Annotated in this window: 21 protein-coding genes; 11 read left to right on the top strand and 10 right to left on the bottom strand. The window is 54.8% G+C overall.

Annotated features, from left to right (window positions below; all coding sequences use genetic code 11):
- The first annotated feature begins 10 nt into the window (after window positions 1–10).
- The 7 genes from glmU (at window position 11) to phoU (ending at window position 8,292) form a co-directional block, all read left to right on the top strand.
- Window positions 11–1,381, top strand: coding sequence for a bifunctional UDP-N-acetylglucosamine diphosphorylase/glucosamine-1-phosphate N-acetyltransferase GlmU (glmU, locus tag F8561_RS05570; RefSeq protein ID WP_073397489.1), 1,371 nt, complete (start codon window positions 11–13; stop codon window positions 1,379–1,381).
- A 228-nt stretch (window positions 1,382–1,609) separates the two neighbouring features.
- Window positions 1,610–3,439, top strand: a complete 1,830-nt coding sequence (gene glmS / locus F8561_RS05565; protein ID WP_151887232.1) for a glutamine--fructose-6-phosphate transaminase (isomerizing) — start codon at window positions 1,610–1,612, stop codon at window positions 3,437–3,439.
- Between the two features lie 321 nt (window positions 3,440–3,760).
- Window positions 3,761–4,801, top strand: coding sequence for a phosphate ABC transporter substrate-binding protein PstS (gene pstS / locus F8561_RS05560; protein ID WP_014172287.1), 1,041 nt, complete (start codon window positions 3,761–3,763; stop codon window positions 4,799–4,801).
- A gap of 80 nt (window positions 4,802–4,881) precedes the next feature.
- Window positions 4,882–5,841: a phosphate ABC transporter permease PstC gene (pstC, locus tag F8561_RS05555; RefSeq protein WP_014172288.1), complete on the top strand. Its 960-nt coding sequence runs from the start codon at window positions 4,882–4,884 to the stop codon at window positions 5,839–5,841.
- Complete coding sequence (gene pstA / locus F8561_RS05550; protein ID WP_014172289.1) at window positions 5,841–6,731, top strand: phosphate ABC transporter permease PstA; 891 nt, start codon at window positions 5,841–5,843, stop codon at window positions 6,729–6,731. The genes pstC and pstA overlap by 1 nt, the downstream gene beginning before the upstream one ends.
- Window positions 6,732–6,778: 47 nt before the next feature.
- The gene (gene pstB / locus F8561_RS05545) at window positions 6,779–7,552 is read left to right on the top strand and encodes a phosphate ABC transporter ATP-binding protein PstB (protein ID WP_014172291.1); all 774 of its coding nucleotides are present in this window, start codon (window positions 6,779–6,781) and stop codon (window positions 7,550–7,552) included.
- A 14-nt stretch (window positions 7,553–7,566) separates the two neighbouring features.
- Complete coding sequence (gene phoU / locus F8561_RS05540; protein ID WP_008500182.1) at window positions 7,567–8,292, top strand: phosphate signaling complex protein PhoU; 726 nt, start codon at window positions 7,567–7,569, stop codon at window positions 8,290–8,292.
- Window positions 8,293–8,377: 85 nt separating this feature from the next.
- Here phoU and yieH read toward each other — a convergent pair whose 3' ends face one another.
- Window positions 8,378–9,043 carry a 6-phosphogluconate phosphatase gene (gene yieH / locus F8561_RS05535; RefSeq protein WP_014172293.1) on the bottom strand — a complete coding sequence of 222 codons (666 nt, stop codon included), beginning with the start codon at window positions 9,041–9,043 and terminating at the stop codon, window positions 8,378–8,380.
- Between the two features lie 166 nt (window positions 9,044–9,209).
- On the opposite strand from yieH, the gene F8561_RS05530 reads away from it, so the two are divergent.
- The gene (locus F8561_RS05530; protein WP_138614807.1) at window positions 9,210–10,547 is read left to right on the top strand and encodes an NCS2 family permease; all 1,338 of its coding nucleotides are present in this window, start codon (window positions 9,210–9,212) and stop codon (window positions 10,545–10,547) included.
- A gap of 87 nt (window positions 10,548–10,634) precedes the next feature.
- Here the strand turns inward: F8561_RS05530 and F8561_RS05525 are convergent, their stop codons facing one another.
- The 9 genes from F8561_RS05525 to rpmH all read right to left on the bottom strand — a co-directional run bounded on the left by F8561_RS05525 (window position 10,635) and on the right by rpmH (window position 18,154).
- Window positions 10,635–11,201, bottom strand: coding sequence for an NADPH-dependent FMN reductase (locus F8561_RS05525; protein WP_020882759.1), 567 nt, complete (start codon window positions 11,199–11,201; stop codon window positions 10,635–10,637).
- A 36-nt stretch (window positions 11,202–11,237) separates the two neighbouring features.
- A complete protein-coding gene (locus tag F8561_RS05520; protein ID WP_151887231.1) occupies window positions 11,238–11,984 on the bottom strand; it encodes a 4'-phosphopantetheinyl transferase family protein in 747 nt (248 codons plus the stop codon).
- Between the two features lie 122 nt (window positions 11,985–12,106).
- Entirely contained in the window at window positions 12,107–13,078 is a 972-nt protein-coding gene (gene yidZ / locus F8561_RS05515) for an HTH-type transcriptional regulator YidZ (RefSeq protein ID WP_040018322.1), read from the bottom strand.
- A complete protein-coding gene (locus F8561_RS05510) occupies window positions 13,047–14,222 on the bottom strand; it encodes an MFS transporter (protein WP_020882757.1) in 1,176 nt (391 codons plus the stop codon). Before F8561_RS05510 ends, yidZ begins: the two co-directional genes overlap by 32 nt.
- Before the next feature lie 111 nt (window positions 14,223–14,333).
- A complete protein-coding gene (mnmE, locus tag F8561_RS05505; RefSeq protein ID WP_014172299.1) occupies window positions 14,334–15,698 on the bottom strand; it encodes a tRNA uridine-5-carboxymethylaminomethyl(34) synthesis GTPase MnmE in 1,365 nt (454 codons plus the stop codon).
- A gap of 72 nt (window positions 15,699–15,770) precedes the next feature.
- Window positions 15,771–17,414 carry a membrane protein insertase YidC gene (gene yidC / locus F8561_RS05500; RefSeq protein ID WP_151887230.1) on the bottom strand — a complete coding sequence of 548 codons (1,644 nt, stop codon included), beginning with the start codon at window positions 17,412–17,414 and terminating at the stop codon, window positions 15,771–15,773.
- A 2-nt stretch (window positions 17,415–17,416) separates the two neighbouring features.
- Window positions 17,417–17,674 (bottom strand): membrane protein insertion efficiency factor YidD, encoded by a 258-nt coding sequence (gene yidD / locus F8561_RS05495; protein WP_001307474.1) that lies wholly within the window; start codon window positions 17,672–17,674, stop codon window positions 17,417–17,419.
- Entirely contained in the window at window positions 17,638–17,997 is a 360-nt protein-coding gene (rnpA, locus tag F8561_RS05490; protein WP_014172301.1) for a ribonuclease P protein component, read from the bottom strand. Before rnpA ends, yidD begins: the two co-directional genes overlap by 37 nt.
- Window positions 17,998–18,013: 16 nt before the next feature.
- Window positions 18,014–18,154, bottom strand: coding sequence for a 50S ribosomal protein L34 (gene rpmH, locus F8561_RS05485; RefSeq protein WP_000831330.1), 141 nt, complete (start codon window positions 18,152–18,154; stop codon window positions 18,014–18,016).
- 600 nt (window positions 18,155–18,754) lie between these two features.
- Between rpmH and dnaA the strand changes: the two genes are divergently transcribed.
- From dnaA to recF, 3 genes are all read left to right on the top strand, one after another.
- The gene (dnaA, locus tag F8561_RS05480) at window positions 18,755–20,152 is read left to right on the top strand and encodes a chromosomal replication initiator protein DnaA (RefSeq protein WP_020882755.1); all 1,398 of its coding nucleotides are present in this window, start codon (window positions 18,755–18,757) and stop codon (window positions 20,150–20,152) included.
- A 4-nt stretch (window positions 20,153–20,156) separates the two neighbouring features.
- Window positions 20,157–21,257 carry a DNA polymerase III subunit beta gene (gene dnaN, locus F8561_RS05475; RefSeq protein ID WP_151887229.1) on the top strand — a complete coding sequence of 367 codons (1,101 nt, stop codon included), beginning with the start codon at window positions 20,157–20,159 and terminating at the stop codon, window positions 21,255–21,257.
- Between the two features lie 147 nt (window positions 21,258–21,404).
- A complete protein-coding gene (recF, locus tag F8561_RS05470; protein WP_151887228.1) occupies window positions 21,405–22,478 on the top strand; it encodes a DNA replication/repair protein RecF in 1,074 nt (357 codons plus the stop codon).
- The last annotated feature ends 9 nt before the right edge of the window (window positions 22,479–22,487 follow it).

Genomic DNA, 22,487 nt, shown 5'->3' with positions numbered 1-22,487 from the left:
CAGGACGCGTATGTTGAACAATACAATGAGCGTGGTCATCCTTGCCGCCGGTAAAGGTACCCGCATGTATTCCGATCTTCCAAAGGTACTGCACACGCTGGCAGGAAAGCCGATGGTGCAGCATGTCATTGATGCCGCTAATGAACTGGGTGCCCGTCAGGTCCATCTGGTCTATGGTCACGGCGGCGATCTGCTTAAAAAGACGCTGAACGATGACAAACTCAACTGGGTGCTTCAGGCAGAACAGTTGGGGACCGGACACGCCATGCAGCAGGCCGCCCCGTTCTTTGCGGATGACGAAGATATTCTGATGCTTTACGGCGACGTCCCGCTGATCTCTGTCGACACCCTTGCCCGCCTGCGTGAAGCTAAACCGCAGGGTGGCATCGGGTTGTTAACCGTCGTGCTTGACGATCCGACCGGCTATGGCCGCATTACCCGCGAAAACGGTAACGTAACGGGTATCGTTGAGCATAAAGATGCCAGCGACGCACAGCGTCAGATTCAGGAGATCAACACCGGTATCCTGATTGCCAATGGCGCGGACCTGAAGCGCTGGCTGTCGAAGCTCACCAACAATAATGCGCAGGGTGAGTACTACATCACCGACATCATCGCGATGGCCTATCAGGAAGGGCGTGAGATTGCGGCGGTTCATCCGGCACGCATTAGCGAAACCGAAGGGGTGAATAACCGCCTTCAGCTTTCCCGCCTGGAACGCGTTTATCAGTCCGAACAGGCTGAAAAACTGCTCCTGGCAGGCGTTATGCTGCGCGACCCGGCGCGTTTCGATCTGCGCGGGACCTTATCTCACGGGCGCGACGTTGAAATCGATACTAACGTTATCTTTGAAGGCAACGTCACGCTTGGCCACCGCGTCAAAATTGGTGCCGGTTGTGTTATCAAAAACAGCGTCATCGGTGATGACTGCGACATTAGCCCGTACAGTGTGGTTGAAGATGCACATCTGGACGCGGCATGCACCATTGGGCCGTTCGCACGTCTGCGCCCTGGCGCTGAATTGCTCGAAGGCGCCCATGTTGGCAACTTCGTTGAGATGAAAAAAGCGCGTCTGGGCAAAGGTTCCAAAGCCGGCCATTTAACCTACCTGGGCGATGCAGAAATTGGCGATAACGTGAACATTGGTGCAGGAACAATCACCTGCAACTATGACGGTGCCAACAAGTTTAAAACCATCATCGGTGATGATGTGTTTGTCGGTTCTGATACACAACTGGTGGCACCGGTGACGGTCGGGAACGGGGTAACCATTGCCGCCGGGACGACCGTGACGCGCGATGTTGCCGACAATGAGCTGGTGCTGAGCCGCGTGCCGCAGGTTCACAAGCAGGGCTGGAAACGCCCGGTGAAGAAAAAGTAACGACCTGCACCCTGCTCTCTCCCGCGAGGAGAGAGCTCGTTCGGTGCGGTGTTTTTTGCCCTCGCCCCTTTGGGGAGAGGGATGGGGTGAGGGGATAACATAATCCTCCCCCCAAAGGCAGTACTTATAACAATAACCCCACTCTCTACAAGGCTCGGGGTGCCCGGAAAGGGCAAATACAGGTCAGCGACAACGCATGGCATAACGCCATAATCAGGAAATTAAACTATGTGTGGAATTGTTGGCGCAGTTGCGCAGCGTGATATTGCTGAAATCCTTCTCGAAGGTTTACGTCGTCTGGAATACCGTGGTTACGACTCTGCCGGTCTGGCAGTTGTGGATGCAGAAGGGCATATGACCCGTCTGCGTCGTCTCGGTAAAGTGCAGATGCTGGCCCAGGCTGCGGAAGATCATCCGCTGCACGGTGGTACGGGTATTGCGCACACCCGCTGGGCGACCCACGGCGAACCGTCTGAAGGCAATGCGCACCCGCATGTGTCCGAACACATCGTGGTCGTGCATAACGGCATTATCGAAAACCACGAACCGCTGCGCGAAGAACTTAAAGCGCGCGGCTATACCTTCGTCTCTGAAACCGACACCGAAGTTATTGCTCACCTGGTTCACTGGGAGCTGGAGCAGGGCGGTACACTGCGTGAAGCGGTGCTGCGCGCGATCCCTCAGCTGCGCGGTGCGTACGGTACGGTAATCATGGATTCACGCGATCCGTCCACGCTGCTGGCCGCACGTTCCGGTAGCCCAATGGTTATCGGTCTGGGCATGGGCGAGAACTTTATCGCCTCTGACCAGCTGGCACTTCTGCCGGTTACCCGTCGCTTTATCTTCCTGGAAGAGGGTGATATCGCGGAAGTGACGCGTCGCAGCGTGACGGTATTCGATACCAAAGGCGAGCAGGTGAAACGCCCGGAGATCGAATCCAATCTGCAGTACGACGCAGGCGACAAAGGCGCTTACCGTCACTACATGCAGAAAGAAATTTACGAGCAGCCGAACGCCATCAAAAACACCCTGACCGGGCGCATCAGCCACGGCGAGGTGGACCTGAGCGAACTGGGTGCCAACGCCAATGAGCTGCTCGGTAAGGTTGAGCATATTCAGATCGTGGCCTGCGGTACCTCCTACAACTCCGGTATGGTCTCACGCTACTGGTTTGAATCCCTGGCCGGTGTTCCGTGTGACGTGGAAATCGCTTCAGAATTCCGCTACCGCAAATCCGCGGTGCGTCGTAATAGCCTGATGATCACCCTTTCCCAGTCTGGCGAAACGGCGGACACCCTGGCGGCGCTGCGTCTCTCTAAAGAGCTGGGTTATCTGGGCTCTCTGGCCATCTGTAACGTGCCGGGTTCTTCGCTGGTTCGTGAATCCGATCTGGCGCTGATGACCAACGCGGGTACGGAAATCGGCGTGGCCTCCACCAAAGCGTTTACCACTCAGCTGACCGTTCTGCTGATGCTGGTGGCGAAACTGGCGCGTCTGAAAGGTCAGGATGCGTCTGTTGAGCATGACATCGTTCATGGCCTGCAGGCGCTGCCAAGCCGTATTGAGCAGATGCTGTCTCAGGACAAACGCATTGAAGCGCTGGCGGAGGATTTCTCTGACAAACATCACGCCCTGTTCCTCGGCCGTGGCGATCAGTATCCAATTGCGCTGGAAGGCGCGTTGAAGCTGAAAGAGATCTCCTACATCCACGCGGAAGCTTACGCAGCAGGCGAGCTGAAACACGGCCCGCTGGCGCTGATTGACGCAGACATGCCGGTCATTGTTGTGGCACCTAACAACGAACTGCTGGAAAAACTGAAGTCCAATATCGAAGAAGTCCGCGCCCGCGGTGGTGTACTGTACGTCTTCGCCGATAAAGACGCCGGCTTTGCGAGCAGCGGCAATATGCACATCATCGAGATGCCGCATGTGGAAGAGGTGATTGCCCCTATCTTCTACACCGTTCCGCTGCAGTTGCTGGCCTATCACGTCGCGCTGATCAAAGGCACTGACGTTGACCAGCCACGTAACCTGGCGAAATCGGTCACCGTAGAATAATCCCCTCAGGCTCCACCTTCGGGTGGAGCTTTTTTACCCTTCCTGGTTTGTTTTTAATCAACCCATCCGCATTTTTATTTATGACAATCTGTCATCTTCAGCTACTTTTTTCAGTGTCACATAAAGAAAATATTTCTGAAAACTTGCTGTCACGTAAGTGGTTAACTAGATGATAATTAAATGAATTTTTATTGATATTTAAGTTAAATTTCCATTGTCATAAAACTGTCATAATTCGTACATTTATCTGTCACCTGTTTGTCCTATTTTGCTCATCGTAGCCACTAAACAACGATTTACGAAAATCTTGCAGGAGACATTATGAAAGTTATGCGTACCACTGTCGCAACTGTTGTCGCCGCGACCTTATCTCTGAGCGCGTTCTCTGTATTTGCAGAAGCAAGCCTGACTGGCGCTGGTGCAACCTTCCCTGCGCCGGTGTATGCCAAATGGGCGGATACCTACCAGAAAGAAACCGGTAACAAGGTTAACTATCAGGGTATCGGCTCCTCCGGTGGCGTAAAACAAATTACCGCGAATACCGTTGATTTCGGCGCATCAGACGCTCCACTGTCTGATGACAAACTGGCGCAGGAAGGCCTGTTCCAGTTCCCGACCGTTATCGGTGGTGTTGTGCTGGCCGTTAACATTCCAGGCCTGAAATCAGGCGAGCTGGTCCTGGACGGCAAAACCCTGGGTGACATCTACCTCGGTAAAATCAAAAAATGGGATGACGAAGCCATCACCAAACTGAACCCGGGTGTCAAACTGCCTTCGCAGAACATCGCAGTGGTTCGTCGTGCAGATGGTTCCGGTACCTCTTTCGTTTTCACCAGCTACCTGGCGAAAGTGAACGAAGAGTGGAAATCTAAAGTCGGTTCCGGCTCTACCGTTAACTGGCCAACCGGTCTGGGTGGTAAAGGCAACGACGGTATCGCCGCGTTCGTACAGCGTCTGCCTGGTTCTATCGGCTATGTAGAGTATGCGTATGCTAAGCAGAACAACCTGTCCTACACCAAACTGGTTTCTGCCGATGGCAAGCCAGTCAGCCCGACTGAAGAGAACTTTGCTAACGCTGCAAAAGGCGCTGACTGGAGCAAATCCTTCGCTCAGGATCTGACTAACCAGAAAGGCGATGGTGCGTGGCCAATCACCTCTACCACCTTCATTCTGGTTCACAAAGAGCAGAAGAAACCTGAGCAGGGCGCTGAAGTGTTGAAGTTCTTCGACTGGGCGTACAAAAACGGCGGCAAACAGGCTAACGCGCTGGATTACGCCACCCTGCCGGACAACGTGGTTGAGCAGATTCGCGCTGCATGGAAAACCAACGTGAAAGACAGCAGCGGTAAAGCATTGTATTAATTTAGTATTCTGACGAAAATGGCGGGTGGCGCTCGCGCTACCCGCCGATTTCGTAAACGCGTTTAACAGAAGAGTGATTTATGGCTGCAACAAAGCCTGCATTTAACCCTCCGGGTAAAAAAGGTGACATGATTTTCAGCGCGCTGGTCAAACTGGCTGCGCTGATTGTGCTATTGCTGCTGGGCGGCATTATCGTGTCCCTGATTTTCTCCTCCTGGCCGAGCATCCAGAAATTCGGTTTCTCCTTCCTGTGGACCAAAGAGTGGGATGCGCCGAACGATATCTACGGTGCGCTGGTGCCGATTTACGGCACGCTGGTGACGTCGTTTATCGCCCTGCTGATTGCGGTGCCGGTGAGCTTTGGTATTGCCCTGTTCCTGACGGAACTGGCGCCGGGCTGGCTGCGTCGTCCACTGGGTATCGCCATTGAACTGCTGGCCGCTATTCCAAGTATCGTGTACGGCATGTGGGGCCTGTTTATCTTTGCTCCCCTGTTCGCAACGTACTTCCAGGAACCGGTGGGGAATGTTCTCTCCGCCATTCCGTTTGTCGGCACCCTGTTCTCTGGCCCGGCTTTCGGTATCGGTATTCTGGCTGCGGGGGTGATCCTCGCCATTATGATTATTCCGTACATTGCGGCGGTAATGCGCGATGTCTTCGAACAAACGCCGGTGATGATGAAAGAGTCGGCCTACGGCATCGGCTGCACCACCTGGGAAGTTATCTGGCGCATCGTCCTTCCGTTCACCAAAAATGGGGTGATTGGCGGCGTCATGCTGGGGTTAGGCCGTGCTTTGGGTGAAACCATGGCGGTGACCTTTATTATCGGTAACACCTACCAGCTCGATAGCGCCTCCCTCTACATGCCGGGCAACAGTATTACTTCCGCACTGGCGAATGAATTTGCCGAAGCGGAATCCGGGCTGCACGTCGCGGCGCTGATGGAACTGGGCCTGATCCTGTTTGTGATTACCTTCATTGTGCTGGCGATCTCCAAGCTAATGATCCTGCGTCTCGCAAAAAATGAGGGGGCACGCTAATGGCAACTCTCGAAATGCAAAGCACCACTGCGCTGGCGGAATCCCGTCGCAAAATGCAGGCGAAGCGTCGTTTCAAAAACCGCGTTGCGTTGACGCTCTCAATGGCAACGATGGCGTTCGGTCTGTTCTGGCTGGTCTGGATCCTGTTCTCGACCGTTGTACGCGGCATCGACGGGATGTCGCTGTCACTGTTCACCGAGATGACGCCGCCGCCAAATACGGCGGGCGGCGGCCTGGCGAATGCCCTGGCGGGAAGCGGTTTGCTGATCCTCTGGGCGACGGTAGTTGGTACACCGCTTGGCATTATGGCGGGGATTTATCTGGCGGAGTACGGGCGTAAATCCTGGCTGGCAGAGGTGATTCGTTTCATTAACGACATCCTGCTGTCTGCGCCGTCTATCGTGGTCGGTCTGTTTGTTTACACCATTGTGGTGGCGCAAATGGAACACTTCTCCGGCTGGGCAGGTGTGATTGCGCTGGCGCTGCTGCAGGTACCTATCGTCATTCGTACCACCGAGAACATGCTGAAACTGGTGCCGGATAGCCTGCGTGAAGCGGCTTACGCGCTGGGCACGCCGAAGTGGAAAATGATCTCCGCGATTACGCTGAAAGCCTCCGTATCGGGGATCATGACCGGTATCCTGCTGGCCATTGCCCGTATTGCAGGCGAAACGGCACCGCTGCTGTTTACTGCCCTCTCCAACCAGTTCTGGAGTACGGACATGATGCAGCCGATCGCCAACCTGCCGGTGACGATTTTTAAATTTGCGATGAGCCCATTCGCGGAATGGCAGCAGCTGGCCTGGGCCGGGGTGCTGATCATTACCCTTTGCGTACTGTTGCTGAACATTCTGGCGCGCGTCATTTTCGCGAAGCAGAAACACGGTTAAATTTTTACGGCGCGGCAGATCGCGGCGCCGAATGAGGAAATGAGTCAATGAGTATGGTTGATACTGCCCCGGGTAAGATTCAGGTTCGTGATTTGAACTTCTACTACGGCAAATTCCATGCCCTGAAGAACATCAACCTGGATATCGCCAGGAACCAGGTCACGGCATTTATCGGTCCGTCTGGCTGTGGCAAATCCACGCTGCTGCGTACCTTTAACAAAATGTATTCGCTCTATCCGGAGCAGCGTGCCGAAGGTGAAATCATCCTGGATGGCGATAACATTCTGACCAACAGCCAGGATATCGCCCTGCTGCGTGCGAAAGTCGGGATGGTGTTCCAGAAACCGACGCCGTTCCCGATGTCCATCTATGACAACATCGCCTTTGGCGTACGTCTGTTTGAAAAGCTCTCCCGTACGGATATGGATGAGCGCGTTCAGTGGGCTTTGACCAAGGCCGCATTATGGAACGAAACCAAAGATAAGTTGCACCAGAGCGGTTACTCTCTCTCCGGTGGTCAGCAGCAGCGTCTGTGCATTGCGCGTGGTATCGCCATTCGCCCGGAAGTGTTGTTGCTGGATGAGCCGTGTTCAGCTCTGGACCCGATCTCAACCGGCCGTATTGAAGAGTTGATCACCGAGCTGAAGCAGGATTACACCGTGGTTATCGTGACCCACAACATGCAGCAGGCTGCGCGTTGTTCCGATTACACGGCGTTTATGTACCTGGGCGAGTTGATTGAGTTCAGTAATACGGACGATCTGTTCACCAAGCCCGCTAAAAAGCAAACAGAAGACTATATCACCGGTCGTTACGGTTGATTCAGGAGCGCGCTATGGACAATCTCAATCTTAACAAACACATTTCAGGCCAGTTCAACGCAGAGCTGGAAAGTATTCGCACTCAGGTGATGACCATGGGTGGCATGGTTGAGCAGCAGCTTTCCGATGCCATTACCGCGATGCACAACCAGGACAGCGAGCTGGCGAAGCGCGTTATCGAAGGTGATAAAAACGTCAATATGATGGAAGTCGCCATTGATGAAGCCTGCGTGCGTATTATCGCCAAGCGTCAGCCAACGGCGAGCGACCTGCGTCTGGTTATGGCGATCATCAAAACCATCGCCGAGCTGGAGCGTATTGGTGACGTTGCAGATAAAATCTGCCGCACCGCGCTGGAGAAATTCTCTCAGCAGCACCAGCCACTGCTGGTGAGCCTCGAGTCGCTGGGTCGTCATACCGTGCAGATGCTGCATGACGTACTGGATGCCTTTGCGCGTATGGATCTGGACGAAGCGGTACGTATCTACCGTGAAGACAAAAAGGTCGACCAGGAGTATGAAGGCATCGTGCGTCAGCTGATGACCTACATGATGGAAGACTCCCGTACGATCCCAAGCGTCCTGACCGCGCTGTTCTGCGCGCGCTCAATTGAGCGTATCGGTGACCGTTGCCAGAACATTTGCGAATACATCTTCTACTTCGTGAAAGGACAGGATTTCCGTCACGTTGGCGGCGATGAGCTGGACAAGCTGCTGGCGGGTAAAGATCCGAAAGAGTGATGCGCTAACATGCCCGGTGCTGCTGTGCTTACCGGGCCTGTGAACCTTATAGGCCGGATAAGCGTCAGTGCTATCCGGCTTTTTTTCAGCGAGTAATATTCCACCCGCGAGCCTTCCACAATTCTGGCAGCTGCGCCAGATCGGTGAAGGTCGTCACTTTTGGATGATCGATCGGTTTGTTGTGCGGATCGGCGCAGAAGTAAAACACCTCCATACCCGCATCAATCCCCGACTGCGCTCCCGCAGAAGAGTCATCCACCAGAATGCAGTTCGCCACGTTAACATTCATCGCTTTTGCTGCATGGAACATCAACGCCGGGTCTGGCTTCCAGCGCTGGATATCGTAGCCGCTGAACAGTTTTTCCGGGAAGTGGTGCAACATTTCAAGCTTACCCAGCGAGTGCTGCATTTTGCTGACCGGACCGTTCGAGACCACGCAGATGGGCACCGTCATCGCATCCAGAAGCGCATTCGCCCCGGCAATGACCTCCAGCTCGGAGTCGAAGAGGCGTGCGACCTCGGCGCGGTAGACCGGCTCCAGATCTGCTTTTGCCAGATCCACACCGTGCTCTTCGTTAATGATGTCGATGATCTCGTAGAGCTTCACGCCTTTAAAGCGTTTAAACACCTCTTCGAGATCCAGCGTAATGCCAAATTCCCTGAACATGGTCACATACGCGCGGGAACAAATGACCTCACTGTCGACCAGCGTACCGTCGCAGTCGAAAAATACCGCTTCAATTCCGGACATGCCTTTCCCTTTTTACAAGTTTAACGTTTACGTACGGCAGTTTAATGAGACGCAATCGTTGCCGTATAAGCAAAATCAATGAAAAAATGTCTCTCGTAACCGCCACTATTGTCGCATTTTGGTATAGGATAGCGACGAATTTTCCCTCCTTGTTCGGAAATTGATGATGAGTCAACAACACACTACCCAGACATCTGGTCAGGGTCTGCTTGAGCGCGTGTTTAAACTGCGTGAGCACGGCACAACGGCACGCACCGAAGTGATCGCCGGTTTCACCACCTTCCTGACGATGGTCTATATCGTTTTTGTTAACCCACAAATTCTGGGCGTTGCTGGCATGGACACCAGCGCCGTCTTCGTGACCACCTGTCTGATCGCTGCGCTGGGCAGTATCCTGATGGGTGTGTTCGCTAACCTGCCCGTGGCGCTGGCCCCGGCAATGGGTCTAAACGCTTTCTTCGCGTTCGTGGTCGTCCAGGCGATGGGTCTGCCATGGCAGGTCGGCATGGGCGCTATCTTCTGGGGCGCGGTTGGCCTGCTGTTGCTGACCATTTTCCGCGTACGTTACTGGATGATAGCCAATATTCCGGTGAGCCTGCGCGTGGGCATTACCAGCGGTATTGGTCTGTTTATCGGCATGATGGGTCTGAAAAACGCAGGCGTTATCGTGGCTAACCCGGACACGCTGGTGAGCATCGGTCACCTGACCTCGCACAACGTGCTGCTGGGCGTGCTGGGCTTCTTTATCATCGCTATCCTGGCTTCGCGCAATATTCATGCGGCCGTGCTGGTTTCCATCGTGGTCACCACGCTACTGGGCTGGATGCTGGGCGATGTGCAGTACAAAGGGATTGTCTCCGCGCCACCGAGCGTATCTACCGTCATTGGGCACGTCGATCTGGCAGGCTCCCTGAACCTGGGTCTGGCGGGCGTGATTTTCTCCTTCATGCTGGTTAACCTGTTTGACTCCTCCGGTACGCTGATTGGCGTGACCGACAAAGCCGGCCTGGCGGATGAGAATGGGAAATTCCCGCGCATGAAGCAGGCGCTGTTCGTTGACAGTGTCTCCTCTGTCACCGGCGCGTTTATCGGTACATCGTCTGTTACCGCTTACATTGAATCCTCTTCAGGTGTCTCTGTGGGTGGCCGTACCGGTCTGACGGCGGTTGTGGTGGGTATCCTGTTCCTGCTGGTGATCTTCCTGTCGCCGCTGGCGGGCATGGTGCCTCCGTATGCGGCAGCCGGCGCGCTGATCTACGTGGGGGTGTTAATGACCTCCAGCCTGTCGCGCGTGAAGTGGGATGATTTAACCGAAGCGGTGCCTGCGTTTATTACCGCGGTGATGATGCCGTTCAGCTTCTCGATCACCGAAGGTATCGCGCTGGGCTTTATCTCCTACTGCGTCATGAAGATTGGTACCGGTCGCTTCCGCGACCTCAGCCCGTGCGTCATCATTGTGGCGCTGCTGTTTGTGCTGAAGATTGTTTTTATTGATGCCAAATAAACAGAAAGCCCTTTTCGTCGAAAAGGGCTTTTGTGTTTGCGCCCTCTCCCTGTGGGAGAGGGCCAGAGTGAGGGTGTCAGGCTACGTTTAAGCTTTCACTCGCTTAATATAATCACCAAACGCGGTGAGCTGGCCAGAAAGATGGTCACGCGTACTTTGATCTACCACTTCACCCGTCTGCGGGTCGACCTTGTTCTGAATCACGCCCCCCATAAATTCCGGTTTGTTCATTACCATCGCATCCAGGAAGACCAGGATCTGACGCAGATGGTACTGGCAGCGTGCCCCGCCAATCGCGCCCATAGAGCTGGTCTGGATCAGCACCGGTTTACCCGACAGCGGTTGCTCCGGGAGACGGGATAACCAGTCAATGGCATTCTTCAGACCACCCGGGACGGAGTAGTTATATTCAGGCGTAACAATCACCACGCCGTCGGCCTGGCGGATCTGCTCTGCAAGCGCTTCTACGCTCTGTGGAAACCCTTCTTCCTGCTGCACATCCGCGTCGTAAAGCGGAATGTCGCCAATCGATGGCAGGGCGCTAATGTCCATACCTGCCGGTGCCAGCTGAGGCAGCGTGCGGGCAACCATCCCGTTAAATGAACCTTTGCGCAGGCTTCCCAGTAACGTAACAACTTTCAACGTATCAGACATGATTACTCCTGTTTCATCATGATGACCCTGAATGGATCAGCTAAGGGTATATGCTTTTTCTGCCGGTAAACTGGTTAATCTCATCAGGCGCGCGGCGGGTTCGTTGGCTCGCTCGGGCACATCCGGAAGGCTACTCCATCCGTGTTGACTGTCAAATTCCCAGATTTTCAATCGTTCGATGGCGGGGGTCACCGCGATGGACCAAATCAGTACGTCTTCGGCATCGCTGAGCGCCTCTACCAGCGTGGCTTTAGCGGAACGCAGACGTCCGGAGCCTGGAAGCAATTGCAGCAGGCTGGCGTCGTCTGATGCACAGCCACAGAGTTTTCGAATGCTCTGGCGTAAGGTAATGAGCTGAGCTCTGGCCTCGATGGGATCGTTCTGGTTACGCACCCACAGCTTTTCATTGCTGGAAAGCGGGTAGTCATCGTGCGGGTTCGCGCCGTGGAAGCCGCGGGTTGCGTGCTGAAGCTCCATGTCCAGGCCGCAATCCCCTTCAGTAGTGAGCGCGACGCCAATGATATTGCCCGTGTAGGCAATGGAGAAACGCGGCAGCTCCGGGTCGGCAAAGACCGGGCGGCCTTCAGGTTGGGTGAGGATATCCGGCAGTTCACTGGTGCCGTACAGCATGAACATCAGCTCAGCGAGAAGCGCGCGGGATGCCAAAAACCGCGTCCGGCGATGCTCCGGCAGTTTACGTGTTTCCTGGTGACACGCGGATGAAATTCTGGCCGATACGAGATGTCCCTCTGTCAGTATCCCTCTTGCAAAGTGCGTTGCCATTTTTCGCTCCTTGATAATGGTCGTATTCGGTTAAACGGTTACATGATTATCGCTTAACTTGCCTTCTGTTTTAATCAGTAAATGGGAGTAAGAGAAGCCTGAGGACCCAACTTTACATTTTCTTAGGCAAAAATAAGCGCTGGAGCGGCATATAGCGCTTTGATTGTCTCACGGAGCCAGAGGATTTTCGGATTATGGCTGTTTCGTTTATGCCAGATCAGCGTGAAAGGAACGGTCAGTTTTTCAGCCTGGGCTTCATCAATGGGAATGGGCAGGGCGATCAGCTTACGCTGGTGGAGTTGATTATAGTGATGGCAGTAGTGTGGCGCCGTGGCGATGTAGTTATGGCCGGGCTGCGCCGCCATAAACATCGACTGTTCGAAACCGGGCAGGCTCATGGCGATATTACGCTCACGTCCCATCTCTCTGAGCACCTCATCAAGCGCCCAGGTGTCGCTGCGCTCCCAGAAGATGCTGATATGCGGATAGCGCAGGAAAGTCTCCAGGTTCCACTCTTCCTGAAGAGCCGGATGATCTTCGCGCAAATAGACGCAGGGGCGGTCGCTGAACAGAATTTCGTAGTCGATAAACCACGGCATCAGCTTCAACAGCTCGCGGGAGCGCGGATGCGTTTCACGGCCCGTGAAGCCAAGATCGACTTCTCCGCGCGTAATGGCATCCACCGAGTCGTAATCCCAGTGGCGCATCTTTACCGTGGCCTGTGGATAGCGCTGATTGACCTGCTCGAGCAGGGCATTAAAGCGGATCAGCATCAGAGGCGTTTCCGCGGCCAGCACGAACGTCAGCCCGCCCGGGGAGTCATGATGGAATTTATCGAGGATCTGATTGCCAATCTGCATCCAGTCGGCCAGATCCTGCTCCAGGCTCATCGTCAGCGGTGTCGGCAGCAGGCCTAACGGTGTTTTCACAAACAGCGGATCGTCAAACCAGTCGCGCAACTTCGCCAGCGATTTACTTACCGCGGACGGGGTCACGTTCATCCGTTTCGCGGCTTTGGTTACGCTGCGCTCCTGCAGCAAAAGCTGCAGGCACAACAACAGGTTAAGATCGAGACTGCTGATTGGCTTCTTCATAATGGGCCGCGGGCTGGATGACCATAAGTAAGGTAATGCAGAGCATGCTACAACCAATCAGAATCCCGATCAGCATATTGAGCGCATTAAGGCCGATGACCGCCGCCAGCCATATCCACAGCGACGAACCGCAGACCTGCGCAATACCCAGTACCGAGCTTGCCACACCCGCGCGCAGCGAGAACGGGCCAAGCGCCTGACTCATCGCCACGCCAAAGCCGACGGAGAAGCCGGCGCAAATCAGCGTAATCCCTACCAGCATCAGCGCATGTGTGCTGGTGGTCGCCAGAATCCCCCCCGCAGCGAGGAACAGTACCTGCGAGGTTAGCATGAGCGTGCGCTGACGGAAGATATTCAGTGCGAACGGCGTCGAGAACGAGACGGCCATACTGACCATTGCGGTAAGTGCCATCACGGTGGAATACTCACCGCGATCAAACCCCATGGTCTCCATCAGCAACACCGGGGAAACGTTTACATACGTCAGGATCACCGCCACGCTCAGTGTGGTAATGGCCAGGCGACTCAGGAAAAAGCGGTTTAGCAGCGTCTCGGCCGGATGAAGGGTTGCCGTATGGCCTGCGTTTTGCGAGCCTGGATGGGTCTCTTTCAGCACCGTGATCGAGAGGATAAAGACCAGCGCACCCATGGCCGCCATCGTCCAGAACAGGCTCTGCCACGGGAATTTCAGCATGATCAGATAGCCCACCACCGGCGCCATCACCGGAATGATGCAGGTAATACCGTTGAGCATGGAAAGCACTTTGGCACGGCGCTGGGCGCTTAAGGTATCGCGTAGGATGGCGAAGGCCACCACATAACAGCCACCGGCACCTATCCCCTGAATAAAGCGTCCTGTCAGGAACAGGGTACTGTCCTGGGCCAGGGAGCAGAGCATTGACGCCAGAGCGAAGATGATGGCACAGGTAATGGCCACGGGCTGACGACCCGCTTTGTCCGCGATTTTCCCGGCAAATACCATCGATGATGCCATCCCGGCGAGATAGGCCGAAAACGCAATATGCAGCTGCGCCTCGCTGGCACCCAGATCGCGGGCAATGTGCGGCAGCCCCACCAGATACATATCAATACCCGATGGATAAAGCAGAACCAGCGCAAAACTACAAAACAGAAAACGAGCCATAAACCCCCCATAGATGCAGGCAAGCAGAATAGGGGGATAAAAGGGATTAGGCGAGTTGCCATTTGGACAAAGGTGATTTCCCGGGAGGAAATCACCCTTAATCAGCGGTAATTACTTGCCGATACAGAAGCTCGAGAAAATCCGTCCCAGCAGATCGTCCGAGGTAAATTCGCCGGTTATCTCACTCAGATTTTGCTGCGCCAGACGCAGCTCTTCCGCCAGCAGTTCACCAGCCCATGCGCCAAGCAGCTGCGCTTTCCCCTGATCGAGGTGGCGTGCCGCGTCTTCCAGCGCCTGAAGGTGACGACGGCGCGCAAGGAAGCCGCCTTCCATACTGGTATCAAAGCCCATGCTCTGTTTGAGATGGTTGCGCAGGTCGTCAACGCCTTCACCGGTACGGGCCGACAGGCGAATAAGTGAGTGGCCATTCACTTCACTAATACCCAGCGTTTCGCCGGTCACATCCGCTTTGTTACGCACCACGGTGATCGGCAGTTTTGCCGGCAGGCGGGCAATAAAGTCGGGCCAGATGTCCGCCGGATCAACGGCATCGGTCGTGGTACCGTCCACCATAAACAGCACGCGGTCAGCCTGCTCAATCTCCTGCCAGGCGCGTTCGATACCGATGCGCTCTACTTCGTCACTGGCGTCGCGAAGACCTGCCGTGTCGATGATGTGCAGCGGCATACCGTCGATATGAATATGTTCACGCAGCACGTCGCGGGTGGTACCGGCGATGTCGGTGACGATCGCCGCTTCACGGCCCGCCAGGGCGTTGAGCAGGCTCGATTTACCGGCGTTAGGGCGGCCCGCAATCACGACCTTCATCCCCTCGCGCAGCAGGCTACCCTGACGTGCTTCGGCACGCACCGCGTCGAGATCGGCCATCACGCTATTGAGCTGAGCTTCAATTTTACCATCTGAGAGGAAGTCGATCTCCTCATCCGGGAAATCGATAGCTGCTTCGACATAGATGCGCAGGTGAGTAAGTGCTTCCACAAGATGATTCACGCGCGCCGAGAACGCGCCCTGAAGCGAGTTCAGTGCGGAGCGGGCTGCCTGCTCGGAGCTGGCGTCGATCAGGTCAGCAATTGCTTCTGCCTGTGCGAGGTCGAGCTTGTCGTTCAGGAAGGCACGCTCGGAGAACTCACCAGGCTTTGCAATGCGCAGGCCCGGCAGCGTCAGAATGCGTTTTAACAGCAGGTCGAGAATGACCGGGCCACCGTGGCCCTGCAGCTCCAGTACGTCTTCTCCGGTAAAGGAGTTCGGGCCCGGGAACCACAGCGCAATGCCCTGGTCCAGCGGCGTGCCGTCAGTGTCTTTAAACGGCAGATAATCAGCGTAGCGCGGCTTTGGCAGTTTACCCAGCACCGCTTCGGCGACCTCGCGGGCCTTCAGGCCGGAGATACGCAGAATGCCTACACCACCGCGTCCCGGTGGGGTTGCCTGGGCGACGATAGTGTCGTTATGGCTCATGGTTGGTCTCGTTCAATACAAATAAAAAAGGCGGTCAATCGACCGCCCTTATTTTAGCGTTAACTTACCGAATCAGGACTTTTTCTTTTCGCGGCTATGCAGGCCACGTTTTTCCAGACCACGGTAAATCAGCTGCTGCTGGATAATGGTCACCAGGTTGCTGACGATATAGTACAGCACCAGACCTGACGGGAACCACAGGAAGAACACGGTGAAGATGACCGGCATAAAGGTCATGATCTTCTGCTGCATCGGGTCGGTCACGGTGGTCGGCGACATCTTCTGGATGAAGAACATCGTTACGCCCATCAGGATCGGCAGGATGTAGTACGGGTCCTGTGCAGACAGGTCATGGATCCACAGGGCGAACGGCGCGTGGCGCAGCTCAACGGAACCCATCAGCATGTAGTACAGTGCAAGGAAGATTGGCATCTGAATCAGCAGCGGGAAGCAACCACCCAGTGGGTTCACTTTCTCTGCTTTATACAGGGCCATCATCTCCTGGCTCTGACGCTGTTTGTCATCGCCCAGACGCTCACGCATTGCCTGAATCTTCGGCTGCAGCATACGCATCTTCGCCATGGAGGTGTACTGCGCTTTAGTCAGCGGGTACATGATGCCACGTACGATGAAGGTGATAACGATGATGGAGAAGCCCCAGTTACCCAGGAAGCTGTGGATGAACTTCAGCAGCTTAAACAGCGGCTGAGAGATGAACCACAACCAGCCGTAGTCCACGGTCAGATCCAGGTGCGGCGCAACGGCAGCCATTTTGTCCTGGATTTCCGGACCGACCCACAGGGTGCTTGCCATCTTACCGGTTTGACCCGGCTGTACCAGAACCGGCTGAGATTTGTAGCCAATGGCTGCAAGACCGTTACCCAGGTTCGCGGTATAGAAGTTGTTAGTACCGTCGTTCGTTGGCACCCACGCAGTGGCGAAATACTGCTGCAGCATTGCCACCCAACCGCCTTTAGCGCTGACGTTCAGGTTTTCGTTATCGGCAATGGTGTCGAATTTGTATTTCTCGTACTTCGCATCAGGCGTGGAGTACGCCGCGCCACGGAAGGTATGCAGCGCAAAGTTGCTGCTTCCGGTGTCACGGTGAGACGGCAGATTGATGGACTGCTTCAGCTGACCAAAGGTCGACAGTTCCAGCGGTTTAGCACCGGTGTTCTGAACGCTGTAGCCCACGTTCACCGCATATTCACCGCGTTTCAGGGTGAAGGTTTTGGTGAAGGTGTTGCCCGCGGCGTCGGTGTAGGTCATCGGGATAGCGATTTCGTTCTGACCATCAGCCAGCACGAAGGTCTCTTTCTCGACGTTGTACAGTGGACGCGCACCGTTAGCCGGGTTATCCGGGCCATCACGACCGGTCAGGCCGCTCTGAGCCTGGTAGATAAACTCAGGCGTGGTTTCCAGTAACTGGAACGGTTCGTTAGACTTCAGCTCTTTTGGGTAGGTCAACAGCAGCGCCTGCTCAACATCACCACCACGGGTGTTGATAGTCAGCTCAAGCACATCGGTCTTAACCGTAATCTGTTTCCCCTGGCCACTGGCCGGTACGCCCTGGTCGGCGGCGCTACCCGCTGCGGTGGTCGTAGTCTGCGTGGTCTGCTGCTGGGGTTGAGGATTTTTATCCTGCTCCCATGCCTGCCAGATCATGAAAGACACGAACAACAAAGCGATGATAAGAAGATTGCGTTGCGAATCCATCGTTAGTGTTCTCTGGTATCAAAGGGTCCTGGCGGGACGGGATCGTCTCCACCTGGGTGTAAAGGGTGGCATTTTAATACGCGTTTCACCGTCAACCAACTGCCTTTTATCACTCCAAACCTGCGCAATGCCTCAATTCCGTAGCTTGAGCATGTTGGCGTGAAACGGCAGTGCGGCCCGAGTAGCGGACTAATCAGGCGTTGATAGACCCGAATGAGGGCTATCAGGACCCGCGAGCCAGGCGACAATGGCGGCGCCATAATTTTTCCAACGCTTCCGAGAGAGCACGGTTATCGAGGTCGGCAACCCCTTTTTTAGCCACCACCACGAAATCCATTGAAGGCAGTTCGTGCTGACGTAAACGGAAGCTTTCACGCGTCAGACGTTTAATCCGATTGCGTTCATGCGCACGCTTAACGTTTTTCTTGGCGACAGTAAGACCGATGCGGGGATGCCCCAGCGAATTCAGGCGGCCGAGGATGGTGATTTGCGGCGTGCCAGCCCGTTGTGGCTGCTGGAAGACGAAAGTGAAATGAGTGGGAGTTAACAAACGTAACTCCCTGGGAAATGCTAGCTTAACCACTCAGGGGTTAGCTTTATTACTTGGAAACGGTCAGACGAGCGCGGCCTTTAGCACGACGACGTGCCAGAACCTGACGACCATTTTTAGTAGCCATACGAGCACGGAAGCCGTGAGAACGGTTGCGCTTCAGTACAGACGGTTGAAAAGTGCGTTTCATGGCGATTTCTACCTAAACTTGAATAAATTCACTGACTTTTGCGTATACCCGAACGAGTTTCGAACGACTAACGCCTCAGCGTGGGTGATTAAAGAGGCCGGATTGTAATAATTGTACACTCCGGAGTCAATTCTCTTTCCTTATTTCCCGCGTATTTCCGCACGTTTTCGCGTGGAAAATGAGCAACGGACGACGCAGGAAGATGAGCACCACGCGCCGGGTCGAGGATTATACGGCCTCCCAAACAAAGCGCAAGGATCGTCCCGGATCTTCGTTAGATCATTTAAGCAAGAAATTGTCTGTGCTCATTAATTTTTCCAATATGCGGGCTAAATCGTAGGGTACTCGCCCCAGGATCGTTTACACTTACCCGGTTTCCGATCTTCCTGTGGATAAATCGGGAAGAATCTGTGAGAAACAGAAGATCTCTGGCTCAGTTTAGGCTATGATCCGCGGTCCCGATCGGGATCCAGCGATCCTGGCCGGGTATAACCGCAGATAGCGGTTCGCACATCACCCTTTTGCACAGGGTCATGTCGATGTGCGCCAACAATCATGAATATTCAATAGTTTTCTTTTATTGTTCGAGTGGAGTCCGCCGTGTCACTTTCGCTTTGGCAGCAGTGTCTTGCCCGATTGCAGGATGAGTTACCAGCCACAGAATTCAGTATGTGGATCCGCCCCTTGCAGGCGGAACTGAGCGATAACACGCTGGCTTTGTATGCGCCAAACCGTTTTGTGCTCGATTGGGTAAGGGATAAATACCTTAATAACATCAATGGACTGCTGAATGATTTCTGCGGATCCGATGCGCCACAGCTACGCTTTGAAGTGGGAACAAAACCGGTCACGCAGACCGTGCGTGAAACGGTAAATGTGGCAATACCTGCTCAGGCAGCCCCCGCTCCGGCACCTCGCGCCCTTCCGGCGACCCGCTCGGGCTGGGACAACGTGCCTGCTCCGGCAGAGCAAACCTACCGTTCTAACGTCAATGTTAAACACACGTTCGATAACTTCGTTGAAGGTAAATCGAACCAGCTGGCGCGCGCGGCGGCACGCCAGGTTGCAGATAACCCCGGTGGTGCTTACAACCCGCTGTTCCTTTATGGCGGCACGGGTTTGGGTAAAACGCACCTTCTGCATGCGGTAGGCAACGGCATTATGGCGCGTAAGCCAAATGCGAAAGTGGTGTATATGCACTCCGAGCGCTTCGTTCAGGACATGGTAAAAGCCCTGCAAAACAATGCGATCGAAGAGTTTAAACGCTACTACCGTTCTGTTGACGCACTGCTTATCGATGACATCCAGTTCTTTGCCAACAAAGAACGATCCCAGGAAGAGTTTTTCCACACCTTTAATGCGCTGCTGGAAGGTAATCAGCAGATCATTTTGACGTCGGATCGTTATCCAAAAGAGATCAACGGCGTTGAAGATCGTCTGAAATCCCGTTTTGGCTGGGGCCTGACCGTGGCGATCGAGCCACCGGAACTGGAAACCCGCGTCGCGATCCTGATGAAGAAAGCCGATGAAAACGACATTCGCCTGCCGGGTGAAGTGGCGTTCTTTATTGCCAAGCGTCTGCGCTCCAACGTCCGTGAGCTTGAAGGGGCACTGAACCGCGTGATTGCCAATGCCAACTTCACCGGCCGTGCGATCACCATCGATTTTGTGCGTGAAGCGCTGCGCGATTTGCTGGCATTGCAGGAAAAATTGGTCACTATCGACAATATTCAAAAGACGGTGGCCGAGTACTACAAAATCAAAGTGGCAGATTTGCTGTCTAAACGTCGTTCCCGCTCGGTGGCGCGTCCGCGTCAGATGGCGATGGCGCTGGCAAAGGAGTTAACCAACCACAGTCTGCCGGAGATCGGCGATGCGTTTGGTGGCCGTGACCATACGACCGTGCTGCACGCTTGTCGTAAGATTGAGCAGTTACGCGAAGAAAGCCACGACATAAAAGAAGATTTTTCCAATTTAATCAGAACATTATCATCGTGACGCTATGAAATTTACCGTTGAACGTGAACATTTATTAAAACCGCTGCAACAGGTGAGTGGCCCATTAGGTGGCCGCCCAACGCTGCCAATTCTCGGAAACCTGCTGCTTCAGGTCGCGAACGGTACGCTGTCGCTGACCGGCACAGATCTGGAAATGGAAATGATCGCGCGCGTTACGCTGTCTCAGCCGCATGAAGCGGGCGCGACCACTGTTCCGGCACGTAAATTCTTTGATATCTGCCGCGGGCTGCCGGAAGGCGCTGAAATTGCCGTGCAGCTGGAAGGCGACCGTATGCTGGTGCGCTCTGGCCGTAGCCGTTTCTCGCTCTCCACGCTGCCTGCCGCGGACTTCCCGAACCTGGACGACTGGCAGAGTGAAGTTGAATTCACCCTGCCGCAGGCAACGATGAAGCGTCTGATTGAAGCCACGCAGTTCTCAATGGCGCATCAGGACGTTCGTTACTACTTAAACGGCATGCTGTTCGAAACCGAAGGTGAAGAGCTGCGTACCGTGGCTACCGACGGTCACCGACTGGCAGTCTGTTCCATGCCCATTGGCGACTCGCTGCCAAACCATTCGGTGATCGTACCGCGTAAAGGGGTGATTGAGCTGATGCGTATGCTCGACGGTGGTGATACGCCACTGCGCGTGCAGATCGGCAGCAATAACATCCGTGCTCACGTGGGTGATTTTGTCTTCACATCGAAGCTGGTTGACGGTCGTTTCCCGGATTATCGCCGCGTATTGCCGAAGAACCCGGACAAAACGCTGGAAGCCGGTTGCGACAGCCTCAAGCAGGCCTTTGCCCGCGCCGCGATTCTCTCTAACGAGAAATTCCGCGGGGTGCGTCTGTATGTGAGCGAAAATCAGATCAAAATCACCGCCAACAACCCGGAGCAGGAAGAGGCAGAAGAGATTCTGGACGTCACCTATGCCGGGACTGAGATGGAAATCGGCTTTAACGTCAGCTATGTGCTGGATGTGTTGAACGCGCTTAAATGCGAGAACGTTCGCATTCTGCTGACCGACTCCGTTTCGAGTGTACAGATTGAAGATGCGGCCAGCCAAAGTGCGGCTTATGTTGTCATGCCGATGAGGCTGTAGTGAACGCTATCGGGCTATCTTTCTTGCCTTTTTCAACCCGGGCTGTGCTCGCCCCTGTATCGTACTTCGTGTACGCACCAGGGTCTGCGTGCAGTCCGCGTTGAAACGGGCTGAGCCGATTACGCCCTGGCCCGAAGAAATCCAGATATGTCACTGACGCGCCTTTTAATTAAAGATTTCCGCAATATCGAAAACGCGGATCTCGCTTTATCCCCTGGCTTTAATTTCCTGGTTGGCGCGAACGGCAGCGGCAAAACCAGCGTGCTTGAGGCCATCTACACGCTCGGCCATGGCCGGGCGTTTCGCAGTCTGCAAATTGGCCGCGTCATTCGCCACGAACAGGAAGCCTTTGTTCTGCACGGGCGTTTGCAGGGCGAGGAGCGTGAAACGGCCATCGGTCTGACCAAAGACAAGCAGGGCGACAGCAAGGTTCGTATCGACGGTACTGACGGCCACAAAGTGGCTGAGCTCGCGCTGCTGATGCCGATGCAGCTGATTACGCCGGAGGGGTTTACTTTACTCAATGGCGGCCCCAAATACAGAAGAGCCTTCCTTGACTGGGGATGCTTTCACAACGAAGCCGGTTTCTTTAACGCCTGGAGCAACCTGAAGCGCCTGCTTAAGCAGCGTAACGCTGCACTGCGCCAGGTGACACGCTACGCCCAGCTGCGCCCGTGGGACAAGGAATTAATTCCCCTTGCGGAACAAATCAGCTACTGGCGTGCCGAATACAGCGCGGGTATCGCCGACGATATGGCCGACACCTGCAAACAGTTTTTACCTGAATTCTCTCTCACCTTCTCCTTCCAGCGCGGCTGGGAGAAAGAGACAGATTATGCCGAAGTGTTAGAGAGAAATTTCGAGCGCGACCGCATGCTGACCTACACCGCACATGGCCCGCACAAGGCGGATTTCCGCATTCGTGCCGACGGTGCGCCGGTGGAAGACACGCTGTCGCGTGGGCAGCTCAAGCTTTTGATGTGCGCGCTGCGCCTGGCGCAGGGAGAGTTTTTGACCCGCGAGAGCGGGCGACGCTGCCTGTACCTGATAGATGATTTTGCCTCGGAACTTGACGACGCGCGGCGCGGGCTGCTTGCCAGCCGCTTAAAAGCCACGCAGTCACAGGTTTTCGTCAGTGCGATTAGCGCTGAACACGTTATAGACATGTCGGACGAAAATTCGAAGATGTTTACCGTGGAAAAGGGTAAAATAACGGATTAACCCAAGTTG

Origin of the sequence: Enterobacter sp. 198 (assembly GCF_009025585.1) — a bacterium.
Taxonomy (GTDB): domain Bacteria; phylum Pseudomonadota; class Gammaproteobacteria; order Enterobacterales; family Enterobacteriaceae; genus Enterobacter; species Enterobacter ludwigii.
This window is presented reverse-complemented; position numbering and strand designations above follow the sequence as displayed.

Excerpts from the sequence above, each read along its gene's own strand:
- glmU (WP_073397489.1), top strand. The coding sequence starts at position 11 with ATGTTGAACAATACAATGAGCGTGGTCATCCTTGCCGCCGGTAAAGGT.
- glmS (WP_151887232.1), top strand. The coding sequence starts at position 1,610 with ATGTGTGGAATTGTTGGCGCAGTTGCGCAGCGTGATATTGCTGAAATC.
- pstS (WP_014172287.1), top strand. The coding sequence starts at position 3,761 with ATGAAAGTTATGCGTACCACTGTCGCAACTGTTGTCGCCGCGACCTTA.
- pstC (WP_014172288.1), top strand. The coding sequence starts at position 4,882 with ATGGCTGCAACAAAGCCTGCATTTAACCCTCCGGGTAAAAAAGGTGAC.
- pstA (WP_014172289.1), top strand. The coding sequence starts at position 5,841 with ATGGCAACTCTCGAAATGCAAAGCACCACTGCGCTGGCGGAATCCCGT.
- pstB (WP_014172291.1), top strand. The coding sequence starts at position 6,779 with ATGAGTATGGTTGATACTGCCCCGGGTAAGATTCAGGTTCGTGATTTG.
- phoU (WP_008500182.1), top strand. The coding sequence starts at position 7,567 with ATGGACAATCTCAATCTTAACAAACACATTTCAGGCCAGTTCAACGCA.
- yieH (WP_014172293.1), bottom strand. The coding sequence starts at position 9,043 with ATGTCCGGAATTGAAGCGGTATTTTTCGACTGCGACGGTACGCTGGTC.
- F8561_RS05530 (WP_138614807.1), top strand. The coding sequence starts at position 9,210 with ATGAGTCAACAACACACTACCCAGACATCTGGTCAGGGTCTGCTTGAG.
- F8561_RS05525 (WP_020882759.1), bottom strand. The coding sequence starts at position 11,201 with ATGTCTGATACGTTGAAAGTTGTTACGTTACTGGGAAGCCTGCGCAAA.
- F8561_RS05520 (WP_151887231.1), bottom strand. The coding sequence starts at position 11,984 with ATGGCAACGCACTTTGCAAGAGGGATACTGACAGAGGGACATCTCGTA.
- yidZ (WP_040018322.1), bottom strand. The coding sequence starts at position 13,078 with ATGAAGAAGCCAATCAGCAGTCTCGATCTTAACCTGTTGTTGTGCCTG.
- F8561_RS05510 (WP_020882757.1), bottom strand. The coding sequence starts at position 14,222 with ATGGCTCGTTTTCTGTTTTGTAGTTTTGCGCTGGTTCTGCTTTATCCA.
- mnmE (WP_014172299.1), bottom strand. The coding sequence starts at position 15,698 with ATGAGCCATAACGACACTATCGTCGCCCAGGCAACCCCACCGGGACGC.
- yidC (WP_151887230.1), bottom strand. The coding sequence starts at position 17,414 with ATGGATTCGCAACGCAATCTTCTTATCATCGCTTTGTTGTTCGTGTCT.
- yidD (WP_001307474.1), bottom strand. The coding sequence starts at position 17,674 with ATGGCGCCGCCATTGTCGCCTGGCTCGCGGGTCCTGATAGCCCTCATT.
- rpmH (WP_000831330.1), bottom strand. The coding sequence starts at position 18,154 with ATGAAACGCACTTTTCAACCGTCTGTACTGAAGCGCAACCGTTCTCAC.
- dnaN (WP_151887229.1), top strand. The coding sequence starts at position 20,157 with ATGAAATTTACCGTTGAACGTGAACATTTATTAAAACCGCTGCAACAG.
- recF (WP_151887228.1), top strand. The coding sequence starts at position 21,405 with ATGTCACTGACGCGCCTTTTAATTAAAGATTTCCGCAATATCGAAAAC.